This is a genomic window from Kitasatospora sp. NPDC093679 (assembly GCF_040683455.1).
Classification (GTDB): Bacteria; Actinomycetota; Actinomycetes; order Streptomycetales; family Streptomycetaceae; genus Kitasatospora; species Kitasatospora arboriphila.
Genome location: NZ_JBFBDW010000008.1, coordinates 139500 through 156282 on the forward strand (window position 1 = coordinate 139500; position 16783 = coordinate 156282).

14 protein-coding genes, 1 tRNA gene and 1 other RNA gene are annotated in these 16783 nt (G+C 74.5%); 3 read left to right on the plus strand and 13 right to left on the minus strand.

Going from position 1 to position 16783, the window contains the following annotated elements; translation table 11 throughout:
- Positions 1–236: 236 nt before the first annotated feature.
- The 6 genes from AB0O09_RS09805 to ffs all read right to left on the minus strand — a co-directional run bounded on the left by AB0O09_RS09805 (position 237) and on the right by ffs (position 6093).
- Positions 237–1517, minus strand: coding sequence for an aspartate kinase (locus AB0O09_RS09805; protein WP_363541008.1), 1281 nt, complete (start codon positions 1515–1517; stop codon positions 237–239).
- Positions 1518–1755: 238 nt separating this feature from the next.
- Entirely contained in the window at positions 1756–2397 is a 642-nt protein-coding gene (locus AB0O09_RS09810; protein WP_263104627.1) for a DUF5063 domain-containing protein, read from the minus strand.
- Entirely contained in the window at positions 2390–2989 is a 600-nt protein-coding gene (gene recR, locus AB0O09_RS09815) for a recombination mediator RecR (RefSeq protein WP_363541009.1), read from the minus strand. Before recR ends, AB0O09_RS09810 begins: the two co-directional genes overlap by 8 nt.
- A 243-nt stretch (positions 2990–3232) precedes the next feature.
- A complete protein-coding gene (locus AB0O09_RS09820; protein ID WP_263104625.1) occupies positions 3233–3571 on the minus strand; it encodes a YbaB/EbfC family nucleoid-associated protein in 339 nt (112 codons plus the stop codon).
- Positions 3572–3725: 154 nt separating this feature from the next.
- Positions 3726–5930 (minus strand): DNA polymerase III subunit gamma and tau, encoded by a 2205-nt coding sequence (locus AB0O09_RS09825; RefSeq protein ID WP_363541010.1) that lies wholly within the window; start codon positions 5928–5930, stop codon positions 3726–3728.
- Positions 5931–6002: 72 nt separating this feature from the next.
- Positions 6003–6093: signal recognition particle sRNA small type (gene ffs / locus AB0O09_RS09830), an RNA gene on the minus strand.
- A gap of 132 nt (positions 6094–6225) precedes the next feature.
- Here ffs and AB0O09_RS09835 point away from each other — a divergent pair.
- A tRNA-Ser gene (locus AB0O09_RS09835) sits at positions 6226–6310 on the plus strand.
- A gap of 572 nt (positions 6311–6882) precedes the next feature.
- Here the strand turns inward: AB0O09_RS09835 and AB0O09_RS09840 are convergent.
- The 4 genes from AB0O09_RS09840 to AB0O09_RS09855 form a co-directional block, all read right to left on the minus strand.
- Complete coding sequence (locus tag AB0O09_RS09840) at positions 6883–9384, minus strand: hypothetical protein (protein WP_363541011.1); 2502 nt, start codon at positions 9382–9384, stop codon at positions 6883–6885.
- Positions 9381–10091, minus strand: a complete 711-nt coding sequence (locus tag AB0O09_RS09845; RefSeq protein WP_363541012.1) for an ABC transporter ATP-binding protein — start codon at positions 10089–10091, stop codon at positions 9381–9383. Before AB0O09_RS09845 ends, AB0O09_RS09840 begins: the two co-directional genes overlap by 4 nt.
- Positions 10092–10172: 81 nt before the next feature.
- Positions 10173–10559 carry a peptidase inhibitor family I36 protein gene (locus tag AB0O09_RS09850; RefSeq protein ID WP_344625023.1) on the minus strand — a complete coding sequence of 129 codons (387 nt, stop codon included), beginning with the start codon at positions 10557–10559 and terminating at the stop codon, positions 10173–10175.
- A 465-nt stretch (positions 10560–11024) separates the two neighbouring features.
- Positions 11025–11714 (minus strand): DUF4386 domain-containing protein, encoded by a 690-nt coding sequence (locus AB0O09_RS09855; protein WP_363541013.1) that lies wholly within the window; start codon positions 11712–11714, stop codon positions 11025–11027.
- A gap of 177 nt (positions 11715–11891) precedes the next feature.
- On the opposite strand from AB0O09_RS09855, the gene AB0O09_RS09860 reads away from it, so the two are divergent.
- On the plus strand, positions 11892–12593 hold the full coding sequence (locus tag AB0O09_RS09860) for a TetR/AcrR family transcriptional regulator C-terminal domain-containing protein (protein WP_363541014.1): 702 nt from the start codon (positions 11892–11894) through the stop codon (positions 12591–12593).
- A 77-nt stretch (positions 12594–12670) separates the two neighbouring features.
- Here the strand turns inward: AB0O09_RS09860 and AB0O09_RS09865 are convergent, their stop codons facing one another.
- Positions 12671–14251, minus strand: a complete 1581-nt coding sequence (locus AB0O09_RS09865; protein ID WP_363541016.1) for a sigma-70 family RNA polymerase sigma factor — start codon at positions 14249–14251, stop codon at positions 12671–12673.
- Positions 14252–14438: 187 nt separating this feature from the next.
- Here AB0O09_RS09865 and AB0O09_RS09870 point away from each other — a divergent pair, with 187 nt between their 5' ends.
- Entirely contained in the window at positions 14439–15299 is an 861-nt protein-coding gene (locus AB0O09_RS09870; protein WP_363541017.1) for a CAP domain-containing protein, read from the plus strand.
- A 103-nt stretch (positions 15300–15402) separates the two neighbouring features.
- Here the strand turns inward: AB0O09_RS09870 and AB0O09_RS09875 are convergent, their stop codons facing one another.
- Both AB0O09_RS09875 and AB0O09_RS09880 read right to left on the minus strand, forming a co-directional pair.
- On the minus strand, positions 15403–16203 hold the full coding sequence (locus tag AB0O09_RS09875; RefSeq protein WP_363541018.1) for a VOC family protein: 801 nt from the start codon (positions 16201–16203) through the stop codon (positions 15403–15405).
- Between the two features lie 45 nt (positions 16204–16248).
- Complete coding sequence (locus tag AB0O09_RS09880) at positions 16249–16770, minus strand: DinB family protein (RefSeq protein WP_363541019.1); 522 nt, start codon at positions 16768–16770, stop codon at positions 16249–16251.
- Positions 16771–16783 lie beyond the last annotated feature (13 nt).

Here is a 16783-nt window from a genome sequence, read left to right on the forward strand (position 1 = left end):
CGTTCGACACGCCTGTTGGACACTCGATCCCCCGTCATGGTTGCCCGGACGGCCTGCCATTCTTCCGTACCGACCGGAGCCCGCTCCAGCGGGACAACGGGTGATTCTGACGGATTGTCTCGGAAGGATCGGGAGAAACCGTGACGGTCGTCCCGATCGCGGGCCGGCGGGCCGCCGTCCGGCTGCGCGCAGACGGACGGGCCGGGGCACCCGGGTGCCCCGGCCCGTCCGGTGCGTCAGCGGCCGGTGCCGCCGTAGACCACGGCCTCGTCGGTCTCCGTGTCGAGGCCGAAGGCGGTGTGCACGGCGCGCACGGCCTCCGGGATGTCCTCGGAGCGGGTGACGACCGAGATGCGGATCTCGGAGGTGGAGATCAACTCGATGTTGACCCCGGCCTCGGAGAGCGCCTCGAAGAACGTGGCGGTGACGCCCGGGTTGGAGCGCATGCCGGCACCGACCAGCGAGAGCTTGCCGATGGCGTCGTCGTAGCGCAGCGATTCGTAGCCGATGCCGTCCTTGACCCGGCCGAGCGCGTCGATGGCCTTCTGGCCGTCGGTCTTCGGCAGGGTGAAGGAGATGTCGGTCAGACCGGTCGACGCGGTGGAGACGTTCTGCACCACCATGTCGATGTTGACCTCGGCGTCCGCGATGGCACGGAAGATCCGGGCCGCCTCGCCCGGCTTGTCCGGCACTCCGACGACGGTGATCTTCGCCTCGGACGTGTCGTGGGCGACTCCGGAGATGATGGCCTGCTCCATCTCGCCCCCTTCGGGCTTGTTGGGGTTGTCGGCGCTCACGATAGTCCCCGGCAGGCCGGAGAACGACGAGCGGACGTGGATAGGGATGTTGTAGCGGCGCGCGTACTCGACACACCGGTCGAGGAGCACCTTGGAGCCGGACGAGGCCAGCTCCAGCATGTCCTCGAAGGAGATCCAGTCGATCTTGCGCGCCTTCTTCACCACGCGGGGGTCCGCGGAGAACACGCCGTCCACGTCGGTGTAGATCTCGCAGACCTCGGCGCCGAGCGCCGCCGCCAGGGCGACGGCCGTGGTGTCGGAGCCGCCGCGGCCGAGCGTGGTGATGTCCTTGCTGACCTGCGACACGCCCTGGAAGCCGGCCACGATCGCGATGTTGCCCTCGTCCAGGGCGTTGCGGATCCGGCCGGGCGTGACGTCGATGATGCGTGCCTTGTTGTGCGTGGCGTCGGTGATGACGCCCGCCTGGCTGCCCGTGAAGGACTGGGCGTCGAAGCCCAGCGTTTTGATCGCCATGGCCAGCAGAGCCATGGAGATGCGCTCTCCTGCGGTCAGCAGCATGTCGAACTCACGGCCGGACGGAATAGGGGTCACCTGTTCCGCGAGTTCGATGAGCTCGTCCGTCGTGTCTCCCATCGCGGACACCACGACGACGACCTCATGGCCGGCCTTCCTGGTGTCGACGATCCGTCGGGCGACGCGCTTGATGCCTTCGGCATCCGCAACGGATGAGCCGCCGTACTTCTGCACGACAAGGCCCACGTGCGCTCCTCGACTTGTGTCGTTTCGGGGGTGGTGGCCCCCTTCTGCGGTCGCGGCCAGTCTATCGAGCGGGGCGCGGGCGACCGGAGCCATCCATATGACGAGACGACCATATCGCCTGGTGAGCAGCGGCAACAGGCAGGTCTGCGGGCGGACGGCCGCCCGCCGAAAGAAAATCCGGGGCCGGGCACCAGCCCGACCCCGGATTTCACGATGTGGAGATTCGGTGGAACCTTCGTCACAGCCCCAGCTCGGCGGCCATCAGGTCGCCCGCCTGCTGCTCCAGCTGCTCGTCGGTGAGACCGTCCTGGTCGGTGTCCGCACCGTCCACCGCCGCACCGATCGGGCTGTCCAGCCGGACGTGCGCGATCAGCGACTGCAGCGCCCGCAGCACCGCGGTGCAGGTCGAGCCCCAGTTGGACAGGTACGAGAACTGCCACCACCACAGCGCCTCGCTGACCCGGCCCTCCCGGTAGTGCACCAGGCCGTGCCGCAGCTCGGCGACCACGCCCGCCAGGTCGTCCGAGATCCGGAAGGCGCTCGGCTTCTCCGGCGGACCGTAGGGGTCGAAGACCTCGTGGTACACGTCGATCGGCGCCAGCAGCTCGGCGAGCCGCTCGCGCAGCTCGACGCCGTCCGGCTCCGGCCCGGTGTCCGGCTCGAAGCGGTCCTCCGGCACGACGTCCTCGATCGCCCCCAGCCGGCCGCCCGCCAGCAGCAGCTGCGAGACCTCCAGCAGCAGCAGCGAGATCGCGCTGCCCGGCTCGTCGCCCTTGGCGACCTCGGTGACGGCGAGCACGAAGCTCTCCACCGAGTCGGCGATCTGCACGGCGAAGTCGTCGGGCTCGCTGGTGTGGGCGGTGTCCCTGTGGTCAGACATCGAGCAGTCGTCTCCCTTCGAAGGCCCGGCCGAGGGTGACCTCGTCGGCGTACTCCAGGTCCCCGCCGACGGGCAGGCCGCTCGCCAGCCGGGTCACCTTCAGGCCCATCGACTTGCACAGCCGGGCCAGGTAGGTGGCGGTCGCCTCCCCCTCCAGGTTGGGGTCGGTGGCCAGGATCAGCTCGGTGACCGTGCCGTCGGCGAGCCGGGTCATCAGCTCCCGGATCCGCAGGTCGTCCGGACCGACGCCCTCGATCGGGCTGATCGCGCCGCCCAGCACGTGGTAGCGGCCGCGGAACTCGCGCGTCCGCTCGATCGCCACCACGTCCTTCGGCTCCTCGACCACGCAGATCACCGCGAGGTCGCGGCGCGGGTCCAGACAGACCCGGCACTGCTCGGACTCCGCGACGTTGCCGCAGACCGCGCAGAACCGGACCTTCTCCTTCACCTGCATCAGCGCGCCGGCCAGCCGCCGGACGTCCACCGGATCGGCCTGCAGGACGTGGAAGGCGATCCGCTGCGCGCTCTTGGGCCCGACGCCGGGCAGCCTGCCCAGTTCGTCGATCAGGTCCTGAACCACGCCCTCGTACACGTCACGCCTTCCTTCGGCCGGGGCCACGGCCCGGAACCCAGTGCTCCGGGCCCGTCGCTCCGGTGCCATCATCCAACGGATCGGGCGCCGGACACACCGTCCGGCGCCCGACTCACCCATAAATCACACAGCACCGGCGCGTACCGGCACACTGCACGCCACCGGAGTGCCACCCGCCGTGCACCGCGCGCGGCGGGCGGCCGCGGCGGCGGTGCCCGATCGGGCCAGGACCCGGGCCGGGACTCAGAAGGGCAGGCCGGGGATGCCGCCGCCGCCCAGGCCCTGGGTCAGCGGGCCCATCCGCTCGGCCTGCAGCTTCTGGGCCGCCGCGTTGGCGTCCCGCACCGCGGCCAGCACCAGGTCCGCCAGGGTCTCGGTGTCCTCCGGGTCGACCGCGGCCGGCGCGATCGCGAGCGCGACCAGCTCGCCGGAGCCCGTCACCGTCGCCTCGACCAGGCCGCCGCCCGCCGAACCGCTCACCTTGGTCTCGGCCAGCTCCTTCTGGACCTTGCCGAGCTCCTCCTGCATCTTCTGCGCCTGCTTCAGCAGCTGCTGCATGTTGGGCTGGCCACCAGGGAACACGGCACATCTCCTGTCCTGTACGACATCGTCGCCCCCGAGCCTACGCGGCCCGGACGGCCGCCGCGGCTGCCCTGCCCACCCCCGGCCGGCCGGTGGCCCGGAACGGCCGGTGAACGGCCGCCGGGGTGGCCGGACACGGGCCGGGACGGGCGGCTCAGGTGTTGTGGTGGATCTCCTCCAGGACGGTCGCCCCGAGCTCACGGATGATCAGCTCCTGGCCGGAGAAGGCCTCCTCGGTCAGGTCCGGGTCGTCGTCCTCCGGGACGTCGTCCTCCGGCGCGACCGGCGGCGGCTGGTACGTCCCCGCCGCCTGCGGCGGTGCGGCCGACGGCTGCGGAGCCGCGGCCTGCGGGGCCGGACGCTGCGGCTGCACCGGGGCGGCCGGCTGCGGGGCCGCGGCCTGCGGCGGGGCGGCCGGCTGCGGCTGGAACGGCTGGGCGGGCGGGGCCGCGGGGCGCTGCGGCGCCCCCCAGCCGCCGCCACCACCGCCGGCCTGCGGGGCCGCGGGCGCACCTGCGCCACCGGCCCCGCCGGACGGGTCCACGATGCACTCGACCCGCCAGTCCACCTGGAGGGCGTCGGCCAGTGCCTGGCGGAGCACCTCGTCGCTGTTGCTGCCCACGAAGCTGTCCCGGGCACCGGCGTTGATGAAGGAGACCTGCAGGACCTTGCCGTCGAAACCGGCCACCTGGCCGTTCTGGCTGAGGAGGATCCAGGTGAAGCGGCGCCGGTTCTTCACCGCGTCCAGGATCTGCGGCCACATCTGCCGGATCTGGGCGGCGCCCTGCTGCGCGGCGGCCGACGGCTGACTGCCGGAGGCCGCCGCCGCGGGGGCGGCGGCCGGTGCCGGGGCCGGGGCCGGCGGAGCGGCCATCGGTGTCGGGGCCGCGGCGGGTGCCTGCGGAGGCGCGGACGGCTGCGGGGCCGGCGCGGGCGCCTGGGCCGGGGCCTGCCCGGCGGCCGGGAAGCTGCGCGGGATCGGCCAGGCGCCGGGGGCCGGGGCGCCCGCCGCGGGGGCGGCAGCGGCCGGGGCGGCCCGGGGCGGAGCGGCCGGGGCCTGGGCCGCGGGCTGCTGGGCGGCGAACTGCTGGGGAGCGGCCTGCGGCACCGCGGGCGCGGCCGACAGGTCCGGCACGGCCGCCGGCACACCGGGCATCGGCCCGGCGGGCATCTGCAGGCCGCCCGCGGGGAAGCCGCCGGCCGAGGCGCGCCGTTCCAGCTTGTCCAGCCGGGCCTGCAGCGACAGCTCGTCGCTGTACGCGCCGGGCAGCATCACCCGGGCGCAGATCAGCTCCAGCTGGAGGCGGGGGGCGGCGTTGCCGCGCATCTCGGTCAGGCCGGTGTTGACGATGTCGGCGGCGCGGCTGAGCTCGGCCGCGCCGAAGCGGTCCGCCTGCGCCTGCATGACGGCGATCCGGTCGGCCGGGGCGTCGATCAGGCCCTTCTCGCCGACGTCCGGCACTGTGGCGAGGATCACCAGGTCGCGCAGCCGCTCCAGCAGGTCCGTCACGAACCGGCGGGGGTCGTGGCCGCCCTCGACGACCCGGTCGACCACCTGGAAGACCGTCGCGCCGTCGTGTGCCGCGAAGGCGTCCACGACCTCGTCGAGCAGCGCGGAGTCGGTGTAGCCGAGCAGGGCGGTGGCCATCTGGTACGTCACACCGGCCTCGCCGGCACCGGCCAGCAGCTGGTCCATCACCGACATCGAGTCGCGGACGGAGCCGGCGCCGGCCCGGACGACCAGCGGGAAGACCGCGTCCTCGACCTGGATGCCCTCGCGGCCGCAGACCTCGGCCAGGTAGTCCCGCAGGGTGCCGGGCGGCACCAGGCGGAACGGGTAGTGGTGGGTGCGGGACCGGATCGTCCCGATCACCTTCTCCGGCTCGGTGGTCGCGAAGATGAACTTGAGGTGCTCCGGCGGCTCCTCCACGACCTTCAGCAGGGCGTTGAAGCCGGCCGAGGTCACCATGTGCGCCTCGTCCAGGATGAAGATCTTGTACCGGCTGTGCACCGGCGCGAAGAAGGCCCGCTCGCGCAGCTCGCGCGCGTCGTCGACGCCGCCGTGCGAGGCGGCGTCGATCTCGATCACGTCGATCGAGCCGGGGCCGCCGGTCGCCAGGTCGCGGCAGGACTGGCACTCGCCGCAGGGCGTGGGCGTCGGGCCCTGCTCGCAGTTCAGGCAGCGTGCCAGGATGCGGGCGCTGGTCGTCTTGCCGCAGCCGCGCGGCCCGCTGAACAGGTACGCGTGGTTGACCCGGTTGTTGCGCAGGGCCTGCTGGAGCGGGGCGGTCACGTGCTCCTGCCCGATGACCTCCGCGAAGGTCTCGGGGCGGTAGCGGCGGTACAGGGCTAGGGACACGCCACCGACGATATCGGGACGGGCCGACAAACGCGGCCTCCCTCGGCACGCCCGGGGGCCGCCCGCAAACGCAAGGACCCCCCGTGCACCCGCCAGAGCCCTCCTACCCTTGCTGCCTTCCGGCCCTGGGGGGGTTCAGAGAGATGACGCCGCACGAGGGGCTGCCCCAAGAGTAGCGGATCGCGAGCCCCGGGTGGTCCACCCCACCCCGTCTGAGATCCGCAGGCGACCGCGCACGGCCACCTGCGGGATAGCGGTTCGCGAGCACCCCTCGACATGTACTAAGCTCTCCCACGGAGGATTCGCCTAGAGGCCTAGGGCGCACGCTTGGAAAGCGTGTTGGGGGCAACCCCTCACGAGTTCGAATCTCGTATCCTCCGCCTCAGCCCGCCAGGGCAAACGAAAGGCCCCGACCGGTTTCCGGTCGGGGCCTTCGTCGGTCCCGTCTCAGTCAGGCGTGCTGGGGCGGTCCACGCGCCCCTCCCCCGCACTCCTCCCAGAACAGTCCGCCGATCTTCTCGGCCGTCTCCACCAGCATCGGGTCGGTCACGTGCTGCCTGATCCGGGTCGAACACCAGAACCGTGCGGTCCTGATCGGCGGGGATCGTGGACGGTGGGTGCCGCAGGCCATACCTGTGGAGCAGGTCCGCACTCCTCACCCCTTCGGGCCGCCGGCAGCACCCACGCTGCCTCTCGGGTGGTTGGCAACCACCGGCGGACCAGCCTCCGGTGCGGATCGGTCGTCCCGGTCCGTCTCGTTCGTCGCTGTCCACCCACGATCGAGTCGGTGGAGGGACGCTCCGAACGCCGTAGGTCAGGGTGCACATGGATGGGTGCGGACGCCGCACCGGAGAATTGGAAACGGATGACACCGAGTCCGGCCGGTTGTGTTCCGGAATCTCGTGTCCTCGGCCTCCACGAAGGGCCGGACCGCCGAGCGGTCCGGGCGCCCTCAGCCGGTGGACCGGTTGCGGGTGCGGGTGGTGGTGGGCCTGACCAGGTAGCCGGCGAGGGCGGCGGTGGCGATCAGGGCGAGGGTCGCGGCGGTGAGGGAGCCCCAGGGGACGACGAGTGGGGTGCCCTTCGGCCAGAGCTGGGCTCCGGCCAGGGCGAAACCGGTGAGGAGTCCGCAGCCGAGCGAGAGCGAGGTGATCACCGCCGACTGCGTCGCGGACACCAGCCGCTGGGTGCGGCCGCCGAAGCCGATGACGTGGAGCAGCCGCAGTCGGGGCCTCAGTTCCTGGGCGGAGGCGGAGACCGCGAGCAGGGTCGCGACCAGGACGGTGGTGCCCGCGACCGCCGTCATGACGTTCCACCGGGCGGGGACGGGCTGGGTGCGGGGCCGCTCGATCCGCAGGGCGGTGGCGGGGATGCCGAGGGGTTCGAGGGCGGTGCCGAGCCGGTCCTCGATGCCTGCGGGCAGCCCGTCGTCGGGGGTGGCGAGGTAGGTCGTGGTGACGGGGAACAGGCCGAGGCCGCGGGCGGCGGCGCCGGTGAGCACGCCGGTGGCCCGGTTGCGCGTGGTCCGGTCCACGGGGTCGCCGGGGCGGGCCGCGGCGGTGAGCGGCGGCCGGCCCGCGGTGCCCGGCGTCGGCTCGAAGGCCAGCGTGGCCTTCGAGCCGCGGACGAAGGCGGGGTCGAACACCACGATCTCGCCCGCCGCCAGCGCGGCGGCCTCGTCGGCCGTCCGGTCCCGCCGGGTGAGCGCGCGGAAGTCCGCCTCCGTCTCGACGATCTGCAGGGTGCCGTGGGGGTTGGCGGCCTGCGGCGTCCGCGCGAGGAGGGCGGCCTTCGGCAGTGCGAGCCGTGACGGGGCGTCGGCGGCGGGGCGGTCCGCGGCGTACACGCCCCGGACCTGGACGACGGAGGCCCGCGGGCCGACCGCCCGGCGCACCGCGGCCTCGACGGCGGCGGACGGCGGTGCGTCCCGCAGCACCACTTCGATCTGGCCGGGGTGCCGCGAGCCGGCGTACTCGCGGGCGTCCCGGGCCGCGTTGCTGCCGACGAAGACGGCGGTGGAGGCGGCGAAGGCGACGGTGACCACGCCGAGGACGACGGCCGCGGCGGGGCGGCGCCGGTCCCTGGCGAGGTCGCGGAGGCCGAACCGCGGTCCCGGCCCGAGCCCCCGGGCGGCCCGGCCGAGCAGCAGCAGGAGGTCGGGGACCACCAGCAGGGTGGCCGCGAGGAGGGCGGTGCCGCCGACCACTCCGGGGGTGCTCGACCCGGAGGCGGCCCCGAGGGCGACGGCGGCGGCCGCCAGCACGCCGCAGGCCGCTGCCGCCCGCCGCCGGTGCCGTCCGGTGGTGTCGGTGGGGACGCGGCTCAGCCGCCGGCGGACGGTGTGCCCGGCGGCGAGCCGTGCGGGCAGCCAGACGGCGAGGGCGCCGCAGAGCACCGTCGCGGCCAGCAGGACCGGCGGACACGGGGACGCGAGGTCGACCGGCGCGAGGTCGCGGTGGACGACGGCCCGGACGGCCGGCCGGACGGCCGCGCCGAGGGCCGTTCCGAGGAGCACGCCGGCGGTTCCGCCGACGGCGGCGGCGAGCAGACCGGCGGCCCGGGCCAGCCGGACGAGCCGCGCGCCGTCGAACCCGACGGCGGACAGCAGGCCGAACTGCCGCTGCAGGCGGCGCATCCGGATGCCGAAGGCCGCGGCCGATCCGGCGAGCACGAGGAGCAGGCCGGGAAGGGCGACGAGTCCGGGCTGGGCCGCGAGCAGGGTCCTGGCGGCCGCGGCGACCTGCGGCCTGGGCCGGACGGCGAGGTGGAGCCGTGCGGCCTGCGGGCCGATCCGGCCCGCCGCGCCGGGGCCGGTCACCAGCCAGCCGCGGGTGACGCCCGATTCGGCCGCTCGGGCCGGGTCGGACCACCGCTCGAACAGGCCCGGTCCGCCGGCCACGAACTCGGCGTCGTGGGCGGTCGGGTCCTCGACCAGGCCGACGACCGCGGCCGGGGTGTCGGACCCGCTGAACCGCAGGGTGCCGCCGAGGGCCAGGTGGTGCGCGGCGGCGAGGTGTTCGGAGACGGCGGCCTCGCCGGGGCCGACGGGCACTCGCCCGGCCTTCGTCCGCAGCCAGCCGCGGGTGACCGCCGCCGTCCAGTCGCTCTCCCGGTAGGCGGCGTACCGGGTGAGGCCGCCGACGACGACGGGGACCTCGGGCGCCTTGTAGTAGGGGACGGCCGCGGTGCCGGCGGGCAGGGGCCCGACCACGGCGGACAGGTCGGCGGGGGCCGGGCCCGGCTCGATCCGGTCGATCTGGAGGTCGGCGCGGGCCATCGCGGCGGTCGCGAGCTGCTGCGGCGACAGGTTGAGCGTGTCCACCACGGAGGCGGCGGCGGTGGCGAGCAGCACGGGGACGGCGAAGATCAGCAGCAGCATGGCGCGGCGGCGGCCCGTGCCGATCACGGTCGACCAGGCGATCCGGAGGTCGACCGGGAGGTGCCGGTGGATCATCGGACGTCCTCGCGGGCTGCGCGCGGGGCCCGTTCCTCGATCCGGTCGAGCGTGCCGTCCCGCAGGTGCACGATCCGGTCCGCGAAGTCGGCGTTGGCAGGGTTGTGCGTGCTGAGCAGCACGGTGGTGCCGTTGTCGCAGAGCTGCCGCAGGAGTTCCATGATCTCGGCGCCGGTGTCCGAGTCCAGGGAGCCGGTGGGCTCGTCCGCGAGGACGAGGCGGCGGTTCCCGACGACGGCGCGGGCGATCGCCACCCGCTGCTGCTGGCCGCCGGAGACCTCGTCGGGGAACCGTCCGCCCGTGCCGTCGAGGCCGACCCTGGCCAGGGCGGCCCGGGCGGCGGACCGCGCGGCGTGCCGGCCCGTCCCGGCGCCCTCCAGGGGCAGCGCGACGTTCTCCTCCAGCGTCAGCTCGGCGAGGAGGTTGAGCTCCTGGAAGACGAAGCCGACGGCGGTCAGCCTCAGGCGGGCCAACTGCCGTTCGGAGAGCCGTCCGAGGTCCTCGCCGAGGACGCGGACCCGGCCGCTGTCGGCCCGGTCGAGGCCGCCGGCGATGCTGAGCAGCGTCGTCTTGCCGGAGCCGCTGGCGCCCATGACGGCGACCAGTTCTCCGCGTTCGGCCTGCAGGGTGACGCCGGCGAGGGCGCGGACCTCGGCCCCGCCCGAGCGGAAGGTGCGGCCGACGGCCTCGAACTGCACTACGGACACGCTGGGTTCCCCCTTGCTCTTCACCGGGCCGACGGCCCGGATCCGCGACGTGCGGGATCCGGGCCGCTTCGTACGGGCTCGTCAGCAGGCGAGGTCGTCGGTGTAGACGCGGACCGAGCTCGCCTCGTCGTTGTTGTACCAACCGACGTACCCGTTGCTGGAGTTGGGGTTCATGCACTCGCTGCCGCCGGTGGCGTTGGCGCCCCAGAACCACTTGGCGTCGTTCGTCCAGGAGTTGTTGATCCACGAGGAGGTGCGGTCGTTGAATCCGGTGAGGTTGTACGTCCCCGGGGAGGCGCTCCGGTACCAGGTGCCGCCGTTGAAGTACGAGTCGTCGTAGAGGCAGACGTTCCCCACGTAGCAGGTGGTCGACACGGCTGCCGCCGGGCCGGCGAAGCCCACGAGGCCGACGCCGGCCGCCATGACCGCCGCGGCGGCCAGACCGGCCGCACGCTGTCCTGAGCCCATGCCACTTCCCCCTTGCACACGAACCGATCGACCGGCGGGCGCCGGTACCGGGCGGACACTAGCCACGCGTGTGGCGTACGCGACAGCAGTGATCGGCCGACCCCGCCGCCGAATGACGTGTTCACGCCTACTTCCGCCCCGCGCGCGGCCCGGCACGCGGCGGTGCGCCGCCTTGGCGGGCCGCGCCCGGCCGGAACGGGCGGCAGCGGGAGCGGCGACGCCGTTCGGCAGGTCAGCGGCGGTGGCGATGCGCCACACGGCAGCCGGCGCCGGCCTTCACGCCGCCGTCGGGCCAGGCTCCCCGCCGTCCGTACGGGACGATCACATCGGGAATTCCGGGCTCCGGAAGACCCGGCATCCGACGGGCGCCCGCGTTCGCGCCGGTGGGAGCCACGGTCCGGGCCGACCGGTCACAGTGCCCGACCGGCGGGCCGGGCCGGCGACGATTGGCCGGAATGCGGCGCTTCAGACGGCGGCCGGAACCGGGGCGGCCGCCCGGGCGAAGCCGCGGGTCACCAGACAGGCGGCGAGGGCGAGTTCCCAGGCGAAGACCGGAACGGCGGCCAGGGCGCCCCAGGCGGAGACCTGGGTGTAGCCGCCGAAGAGCACGGCGACGGCCGAGGCGAAGATCAGCGGTCCGCCGACCAGCCCGAGGACGGCGACGAAGCGCGGCACCAGGCGGGAGCGGTACATGAGGTACGCCGCCAGCAGGGTGTTGGCGCCGCAGACGAAGTTGGGGCCGAGCAGGAAGGTCCAGTCGTGGACGGCGACCAGGGCGCGGGCGCTGGTGGCGAGTGCGGCCGGGTCCGCGCCGTCCGCGCCGTGCCGGCGCAGGGTCACCACGGCGAGCAGGCTGACGATGCCGACCGCGATGACGGCGGCCTCCAGGACGCGCAGGGCGACGTAGCCGACGGCGGCGGCCTCGTTGTGGCGCCTGGTGACCGGGTACAGCGTGACGGCGGTGCCGACGATGCCGAGGGCCAGCAGCACTTCGAGCAGGGCGCCGAGCAGCACCCGGCCGTCCGGGCCCGCACCGAGGACGTAGCCGGGGTCGTTCAGGACGGGCCCGTAGAGGACGAGCCCGCCGATCGAGGTGACGTGGGTGACGAAGTAGCAGAGGCCTGCGGCCCTCGCGAGCCTTCCCGACGGTTCCACCGTTGCTCCTTGGTCGACGAACGGCCGGGGCCGCGGCAGCGCGGCACCGACGGAGGTGTACGGCGTACACCTCCGCTCGGAACGGTAGGGTGTACGCCGTACACCGGTCAAGGGGTGTCCGGGACCCGGGCTCGTCGGACGAGCCCGGGAGGCGGACGGGAGGAGAGGCGGTCGGAGATGACCCGGCAGGCGGACGGCGGACGGCGGACCCCGCTGAGCAGGGACCGGGTGCTGCGCACCGCCGTCGCGCTCGCGGACCGGTCCGGCATCGACGCGCTGAGCATGCGCAGCCTGGCCCAGGAGCTCGGAGTCGTCCCGATGGCGCTCTACAAGCACGTGGCCAACAAGGAGCAGCTCCTCGACGGCATGGTGGACGTCGTCGTCGGCGAGATCGGCCCCCCGGACGGGGGCGACGGCTGGAAGGACGCCGTCCGCGGGCGCATCCTCGCCACCCGGCACGCGCTGCTCCGCCACCCGTGGGCCGCGCGGGTGGTCGAGTCACGGCCCGGCCCGACGCCGGGCACTCTCGGCCACCTCGACTCGCTGATCGGGATGTTCCGGGCGGGCGGCCTCTCGGCCGACCTCACCCACCACGCGATGCACGCGCTGGGCGGCCGGGTGTGGGGCTTCACCCAGGAGCTGTTCCCCGCTCCCCCGCCCTCCGCCGACCCGGAGGTCCGGGCCGCCGTCCTGCGCGAGGCGGCCGTCCACTACCCGCACATCGTGGAGATCGCCACGGCCGGTGCCGCGCACGACGACGGGTCGGTGGTCGGCGGCGGCTGCGACGACCGGTTCGAGTTCGAGTTCGCCCTCGACCTGCTGCTGGACGGCATCGAGCGCCTGCACCGGCAGGGCTGGAGCTCCGCCCGGCACGGCTGACGTCCCGTCGGGCGCGCCGGGCAACGGGCCGGGCGGGCGGGCGGAGGACCGAGCCTGGCGGAGGGCCGGGCGGCGGGTCAGGCCGGGGTGCCGACGTCCAGGGTCCACAGGAGGCCGCCGGCCGGGTCCGGGGCCGTGCCGACGCCGGCGTCGAGGTAGCGGCAGTCGAGCATGTTCTGCTGGTGGTAGTCGTCGTCCATCCAGTCGTCGAAGACGTCGGCCGGGGACTTGCGGCGCTGGTCGATGTTCTCGCCCCAGGCCCGCCACCGGTAGCCGGCCGCGTCGATCCGGCTCTCCGGGCCGCGGCCGGCGGGGTCGTCGTGGTCGAAGTAGCGGCGTGCCGACATGTCCTCGGAGTGCCGCTGGGCGGCCGTGTGCAGTTTGGCGTCGACGCGCAGCGCACGGCATCCGCGCTTCGCCCGCTCGGCGTTGATCAGGTCGACGAGCTGCCGCTCGGGGCTCCGCGGCGTGGGGCTCGGGCTCGCCGAGGGCGACGGGGAGGGGCTGGGCGGGGCCGTGGTCGGCGACGGGGAGGGCGCGGGGGCGTCGAGGGCGACGGTCCGCGGGCCGGGCGCCGAGACCGAGGGGACGGGCGGGGGCGGCGGGACGGCGTCCTCGGGCAGACCCCGGACGACTCCGAGCACGGCGGCGGTGACGGCGACCGCACCGGCCGCCTGGAGCGCACGGCGGGCCCGGCGCCGGGCGGCCCGGCGCAGGCTCCGCGTCCCCCGCGGTCCGATCAGGTCGAGCACCCGGTCGCCCGCCCCGGACGGCGCGGGCGGCACGGCCGCGGATCCGGCGGAACCCGTGTGGGTCAGCACCGAGGTGACGGCCGTGCCCGGGCCGGGCAGGGCGGCGAGCTTGGCCGCGAAGAACTCCGGGCCGAGCGAGAAGCCGTGCATCGGCACCACCAGGACGAGGCCGGCGAGCAGTCCCTCGGCGGGGACGAGGCCGCGGGCCGTACCCTCGCAGATGCGGCAGGTCCGCAGGTGGCGGGCTATTCGCTTGCGCCAGAGCGCGCTCGGTCGGCCGTCCCAGGCGGCGGTGAGCTCGCCGAGGGAGGGGCAGCGCGGCTCGGCGGAGAGCGCCCGGACGACGGTGCGGCCGACCTCCAGCTGCTCCTTCATCCGCTGCACCCGGACGGCGGTGTGCTGCGGGGAGAGCTCCAGCGCCTCGGCGAGTTCGGTGCGGGTGAGCCGGCCCGCGGCCTCCAGCCACCAGAGCGAGAGCAGGTCGCGATCGCGGTCGTCCAGCCAGCGGGTCGCCTCGGTGACCTCGCGGCGCTGGCCGGAGAGGCCGAGGCGCAGCACGGTGAGGTCGACGAAGTCGCCGGCCGGGTCGGCGACCTGGGCCATGCCGTCGATGTCCGGGACGGGGCCGGCCTGCCGGGCGTTGCGGCTGCGGCGCACCTCGTTCATCGCGACGGCGACCAGCCAGGAGCGGAAGGCGGTGGTGTCGCGCAGACCGGACAGGCCGCCGACCATGCGGATCATGGTCTCCTGGACGACGTCGTCGACGTCGGGGTGGCCGTTCATGGCCCGGCCGACGATGTTGTAGACCAGCGGCAGGCAGTCGGCGACCAGCCGGTCGCGGGCCGCCCCGTCGCCGGCCTGCGCCGCCTCCACCACCTCGGTGTCCATTGCGCCGTCGTTGCCCATGTGCCCTGTCCTCGCTCGTCCTCAAGCCACGGCCCCCACTGGACGGAGACCTGGGCGGACGGACCGGATAACAGGAATCCGGGTGTGTGATCCGCCGCTGTCCTTTTCCGTTATGGCGCCCCCGTGGCGTGGTCTCCCAGGGCGTCGGCACGAACACCGGCGCGAATCGGCCCAGGGAGCAGCCAGTATGAACGACGACCCGACGACCCCGTTCCACCTCCCGCCGCACCCGGCGGACCGGGACGGCTCCGGCAGTCGCGGCCGGGCCGCGGCATCCGCCGGCCGGGCGGCACGGCGCCGGTCCGAGCGGCGGGCGGGCGGCAACCGGCGGGTGGTGGCGGTGGCCGGGGCTGCCGCGCTGGTGCTGGCCTGCTCGGCGGCGTACACCCTGGCGTCCTCGGGCGGCTCGGGTGGCTCGGGCGGCTCGGGCAACGCAGCCGCGGCCTCGGTGCAGTTGGCGCCGGCGCCCGCGTCCTCCGCGGCCGGGTCGGTGTCGGCCTCCGCCTCGCCCTCGGCGGGCACCGCCTCGCCGTCCTCCCCCCCGTCCGTGTCGGCCTCGGCCTCCGCCCCGGCGAGCGCCTCGGCCGCGAAGAGCGCGAAGGCGTCGAAGGCCCCGGCGGCGGCCGCGAAGCAGCCGGCCGGTTCGGCGCCGACCGGCAGGGCCGCGCAGTTCGCGCAGGAGGTGACGGCGCTGACCAACGCGGAGCGGGCGAAGGCGGGCTGCGGCCCGGTCACCCTGGACGACCGGGTGTCGGCGGCGGCGATGGCGCACTCGGACGACATGGTGGCCCGGCACTACTTCGAGCACGCGGACCCGGAGGGGCGGCACGCCGACAGCCGGCTGCGCGCCGCGGGCTACAAGCCCGGTTGGTGGGGCGAGAACATCGCGTACGGGCAGCCGGACCCGGCGGCGGTGATGGACGCCTGGATGCACAGCGAGGGCCACCGGGCGAACATCCTCAACTGCCACTTCACGGTGATCGGGGTGGGGGTGAACTTCGGCGCCGGCGGCCCCTGGTGGACGCAGGTGTTCGCCTCCCCGGCGTGAGCGGGCGCGGACGGACGCGGACGGACGCGGACGGGCACGGACCGGCCCCGCCGCGCCCGGTGGGCCGGGCCGGCGGGGCCGGGCGGAGCGGGGCGCCGCGGTGTCAGACCACGTCGGTCATCGCGGGCGTCTCGCCCGCGGTGCGGCCCGTGTCGATCACGGCGAAGGTGGCGTCCTGCGGGTCGACGAGGGCGGCGAAGCGGCCGAACGGGCTGTCCATCGGGCCGAAGACGAGCTTCCCGCCGAGCTCGGTGGCCTTGGCCACGGCGGCGTCGCAGTCGGCGACGCCGAAGTAGACGCTGATGAACGGCGGCACCTCGGCGGGGAAGTCCGGGCCCATCTCCATCCGGCCGAGCACCGGGTTCTCTCCGATGGTGAAGACCCGGTAGTCGATCTCGTTCCCGCCGTCCATCTGCTGGGCGTGGTACGGGAACACCTCCATCAGGAAGGAGTCGGCGCGGGCGGTGTCGCGGGTGCAGAGCTCGGCCCAGGAGTAGGCGCCGGCCTCGCCGACCTTCTCGAAGCCCTCGTGCGCGGCGCCCTGCCAGACGCCGAAGACCGCGCCGCCGGGTTCGCGGGCGAGCGCCATGGTGCCGAGGCCGCCGACCTGCACGGGCTCCGTCATGAGCTCGCCGCCGGCGGCACGGATCCGCTCGGCGGTGGCGGCGGCGTCGGGCGAGGCGAAGTAGAGGCACCAGGCGGAGGGCATCTCCTCGTCGGGCATCGGCGGGACGAGCCCGGCGACCGCCCTGCCGTCCTTGTGGGCCTGGGTGTAGCCGCCGAACTCGGACGAGGGCTCGCCGAACGTCCAGCCGAGGACGGCGCCGTAGAAGTTCTTGGCGCCCTCCACGTCGTGGAACACCGCGTCGACCCAGCAGGGGGTGCCCTCGGGTTGCAGGGCCATGTCTGTCTCCTCGTGTCGTGAGCGGGTGGGCGGGGCCGGGCCGGGTCAGCCCATGGTCTTGGCCCCGTCGAGGGATTCGCGGATGATGTCGGCGTGCCCGGCGTGCTGGGAGGTCTCGGCGATCACGTGCAGCAGCACCCGCCGGACGGACCAGGTGGCGCCCGGCTCGAACCAGGGCGCCTCGGGCAGCGGGTGGGCGGCGTCCAGGTCCAGGGCGGCCACCAGGCGGTCGGTCTCGGCGGCCGTCCGCGTGTAGGCGTCCAGCAGACCGGCCAGGGTCTCGCCCTCGCCCATCCTGAACTGGCCCTCCCAGTCCACGGGTTCGCTGCGCATGGCGGTCGCGCCGCCGACCGCGAACCGCATCCAGCGGGCCTCGACGCCGGTGACGTGCTTGATCAGGCCGCCGAGGCAGAGCTCGCTGGCGGTGGTGCGCTGCGCGGCCTGGTCGTCGGTGAGGTTGCGGACGGTGAAGCGGAGGAATCCGCGGTGCTTGTCGAGGGTCTCCAGCAGGTCGGCGCGTTCCCGGGAGAGCCCCCGGTCGCCGGTGCCGGCGCTCCGGTCGGTCATGTCGGTCCTCCGT

What these genes read in the sequence shown, in the direction of transcription:
- AB0O09_RS09870 (WP_363541017.1), top strand. Translation starts at nt 14,439, where the DNA reads ATGAACGACGACCCGACGACCCCGTTCCACCTCCCGCCGCACCCGGCG.
- AB0O09_RS09850 (WP_344625023.1), bottom strand. Translation starts at nt 10,559, where the DNA reads ATGGGCTCAGGACAGCGTGCGGCCGGTCTGGCCGCCGCGGCGGTCATG.
- AB0O09_RS09810 (WP_263104627.1), bottom strand. Translation starts at nt 2,397, where the DNA reads ATGTCTGACCACAGGGACACCGCCCACACCAGCGAGCCCGACGACTTC.
- AB0O09_RS09840 (WP_363541011.1), bottom strand. Translation starts at nt 9,384, where the DNA reads ATGATCCACCGGCACCTCCCGGTCGACCTCCGGATCGCCTGGTCGACC.
- AB0O09_RS09875 (WP_363541018.1), bottom strand. Translation starts at nt 16,203, where the DNA reads ATGGCCCTGCAACCCGAGGGCACCCCCTGCTGGGTCGACGCGGTGTTC.
- AB0O09_RS09865 (WP_363541016.1), bottom strand. Translation starts at nt 14,251, where the DNA reads ATGGGCAACGACGGCGCAATGGACACCGAGGTGGTGGAGGCGGCGCAG.
- AB0O09_RS09860 (WP_363541014.1), top strand. Translation starts at nt 11,892, where the DNA reads ATGACCCGGCAGGCGGACGGCGGACGGCGGACCCCGCTGAGCAGGGAC.
- AB0O09_RS09880 (WP_363541019.1), bottom strand. Translation starts at nt 16,770, where the DNA reads ATGACCGACCGGAGCGCCGGCACCGGCGACCGGGGGCTCTCCCGGGAA.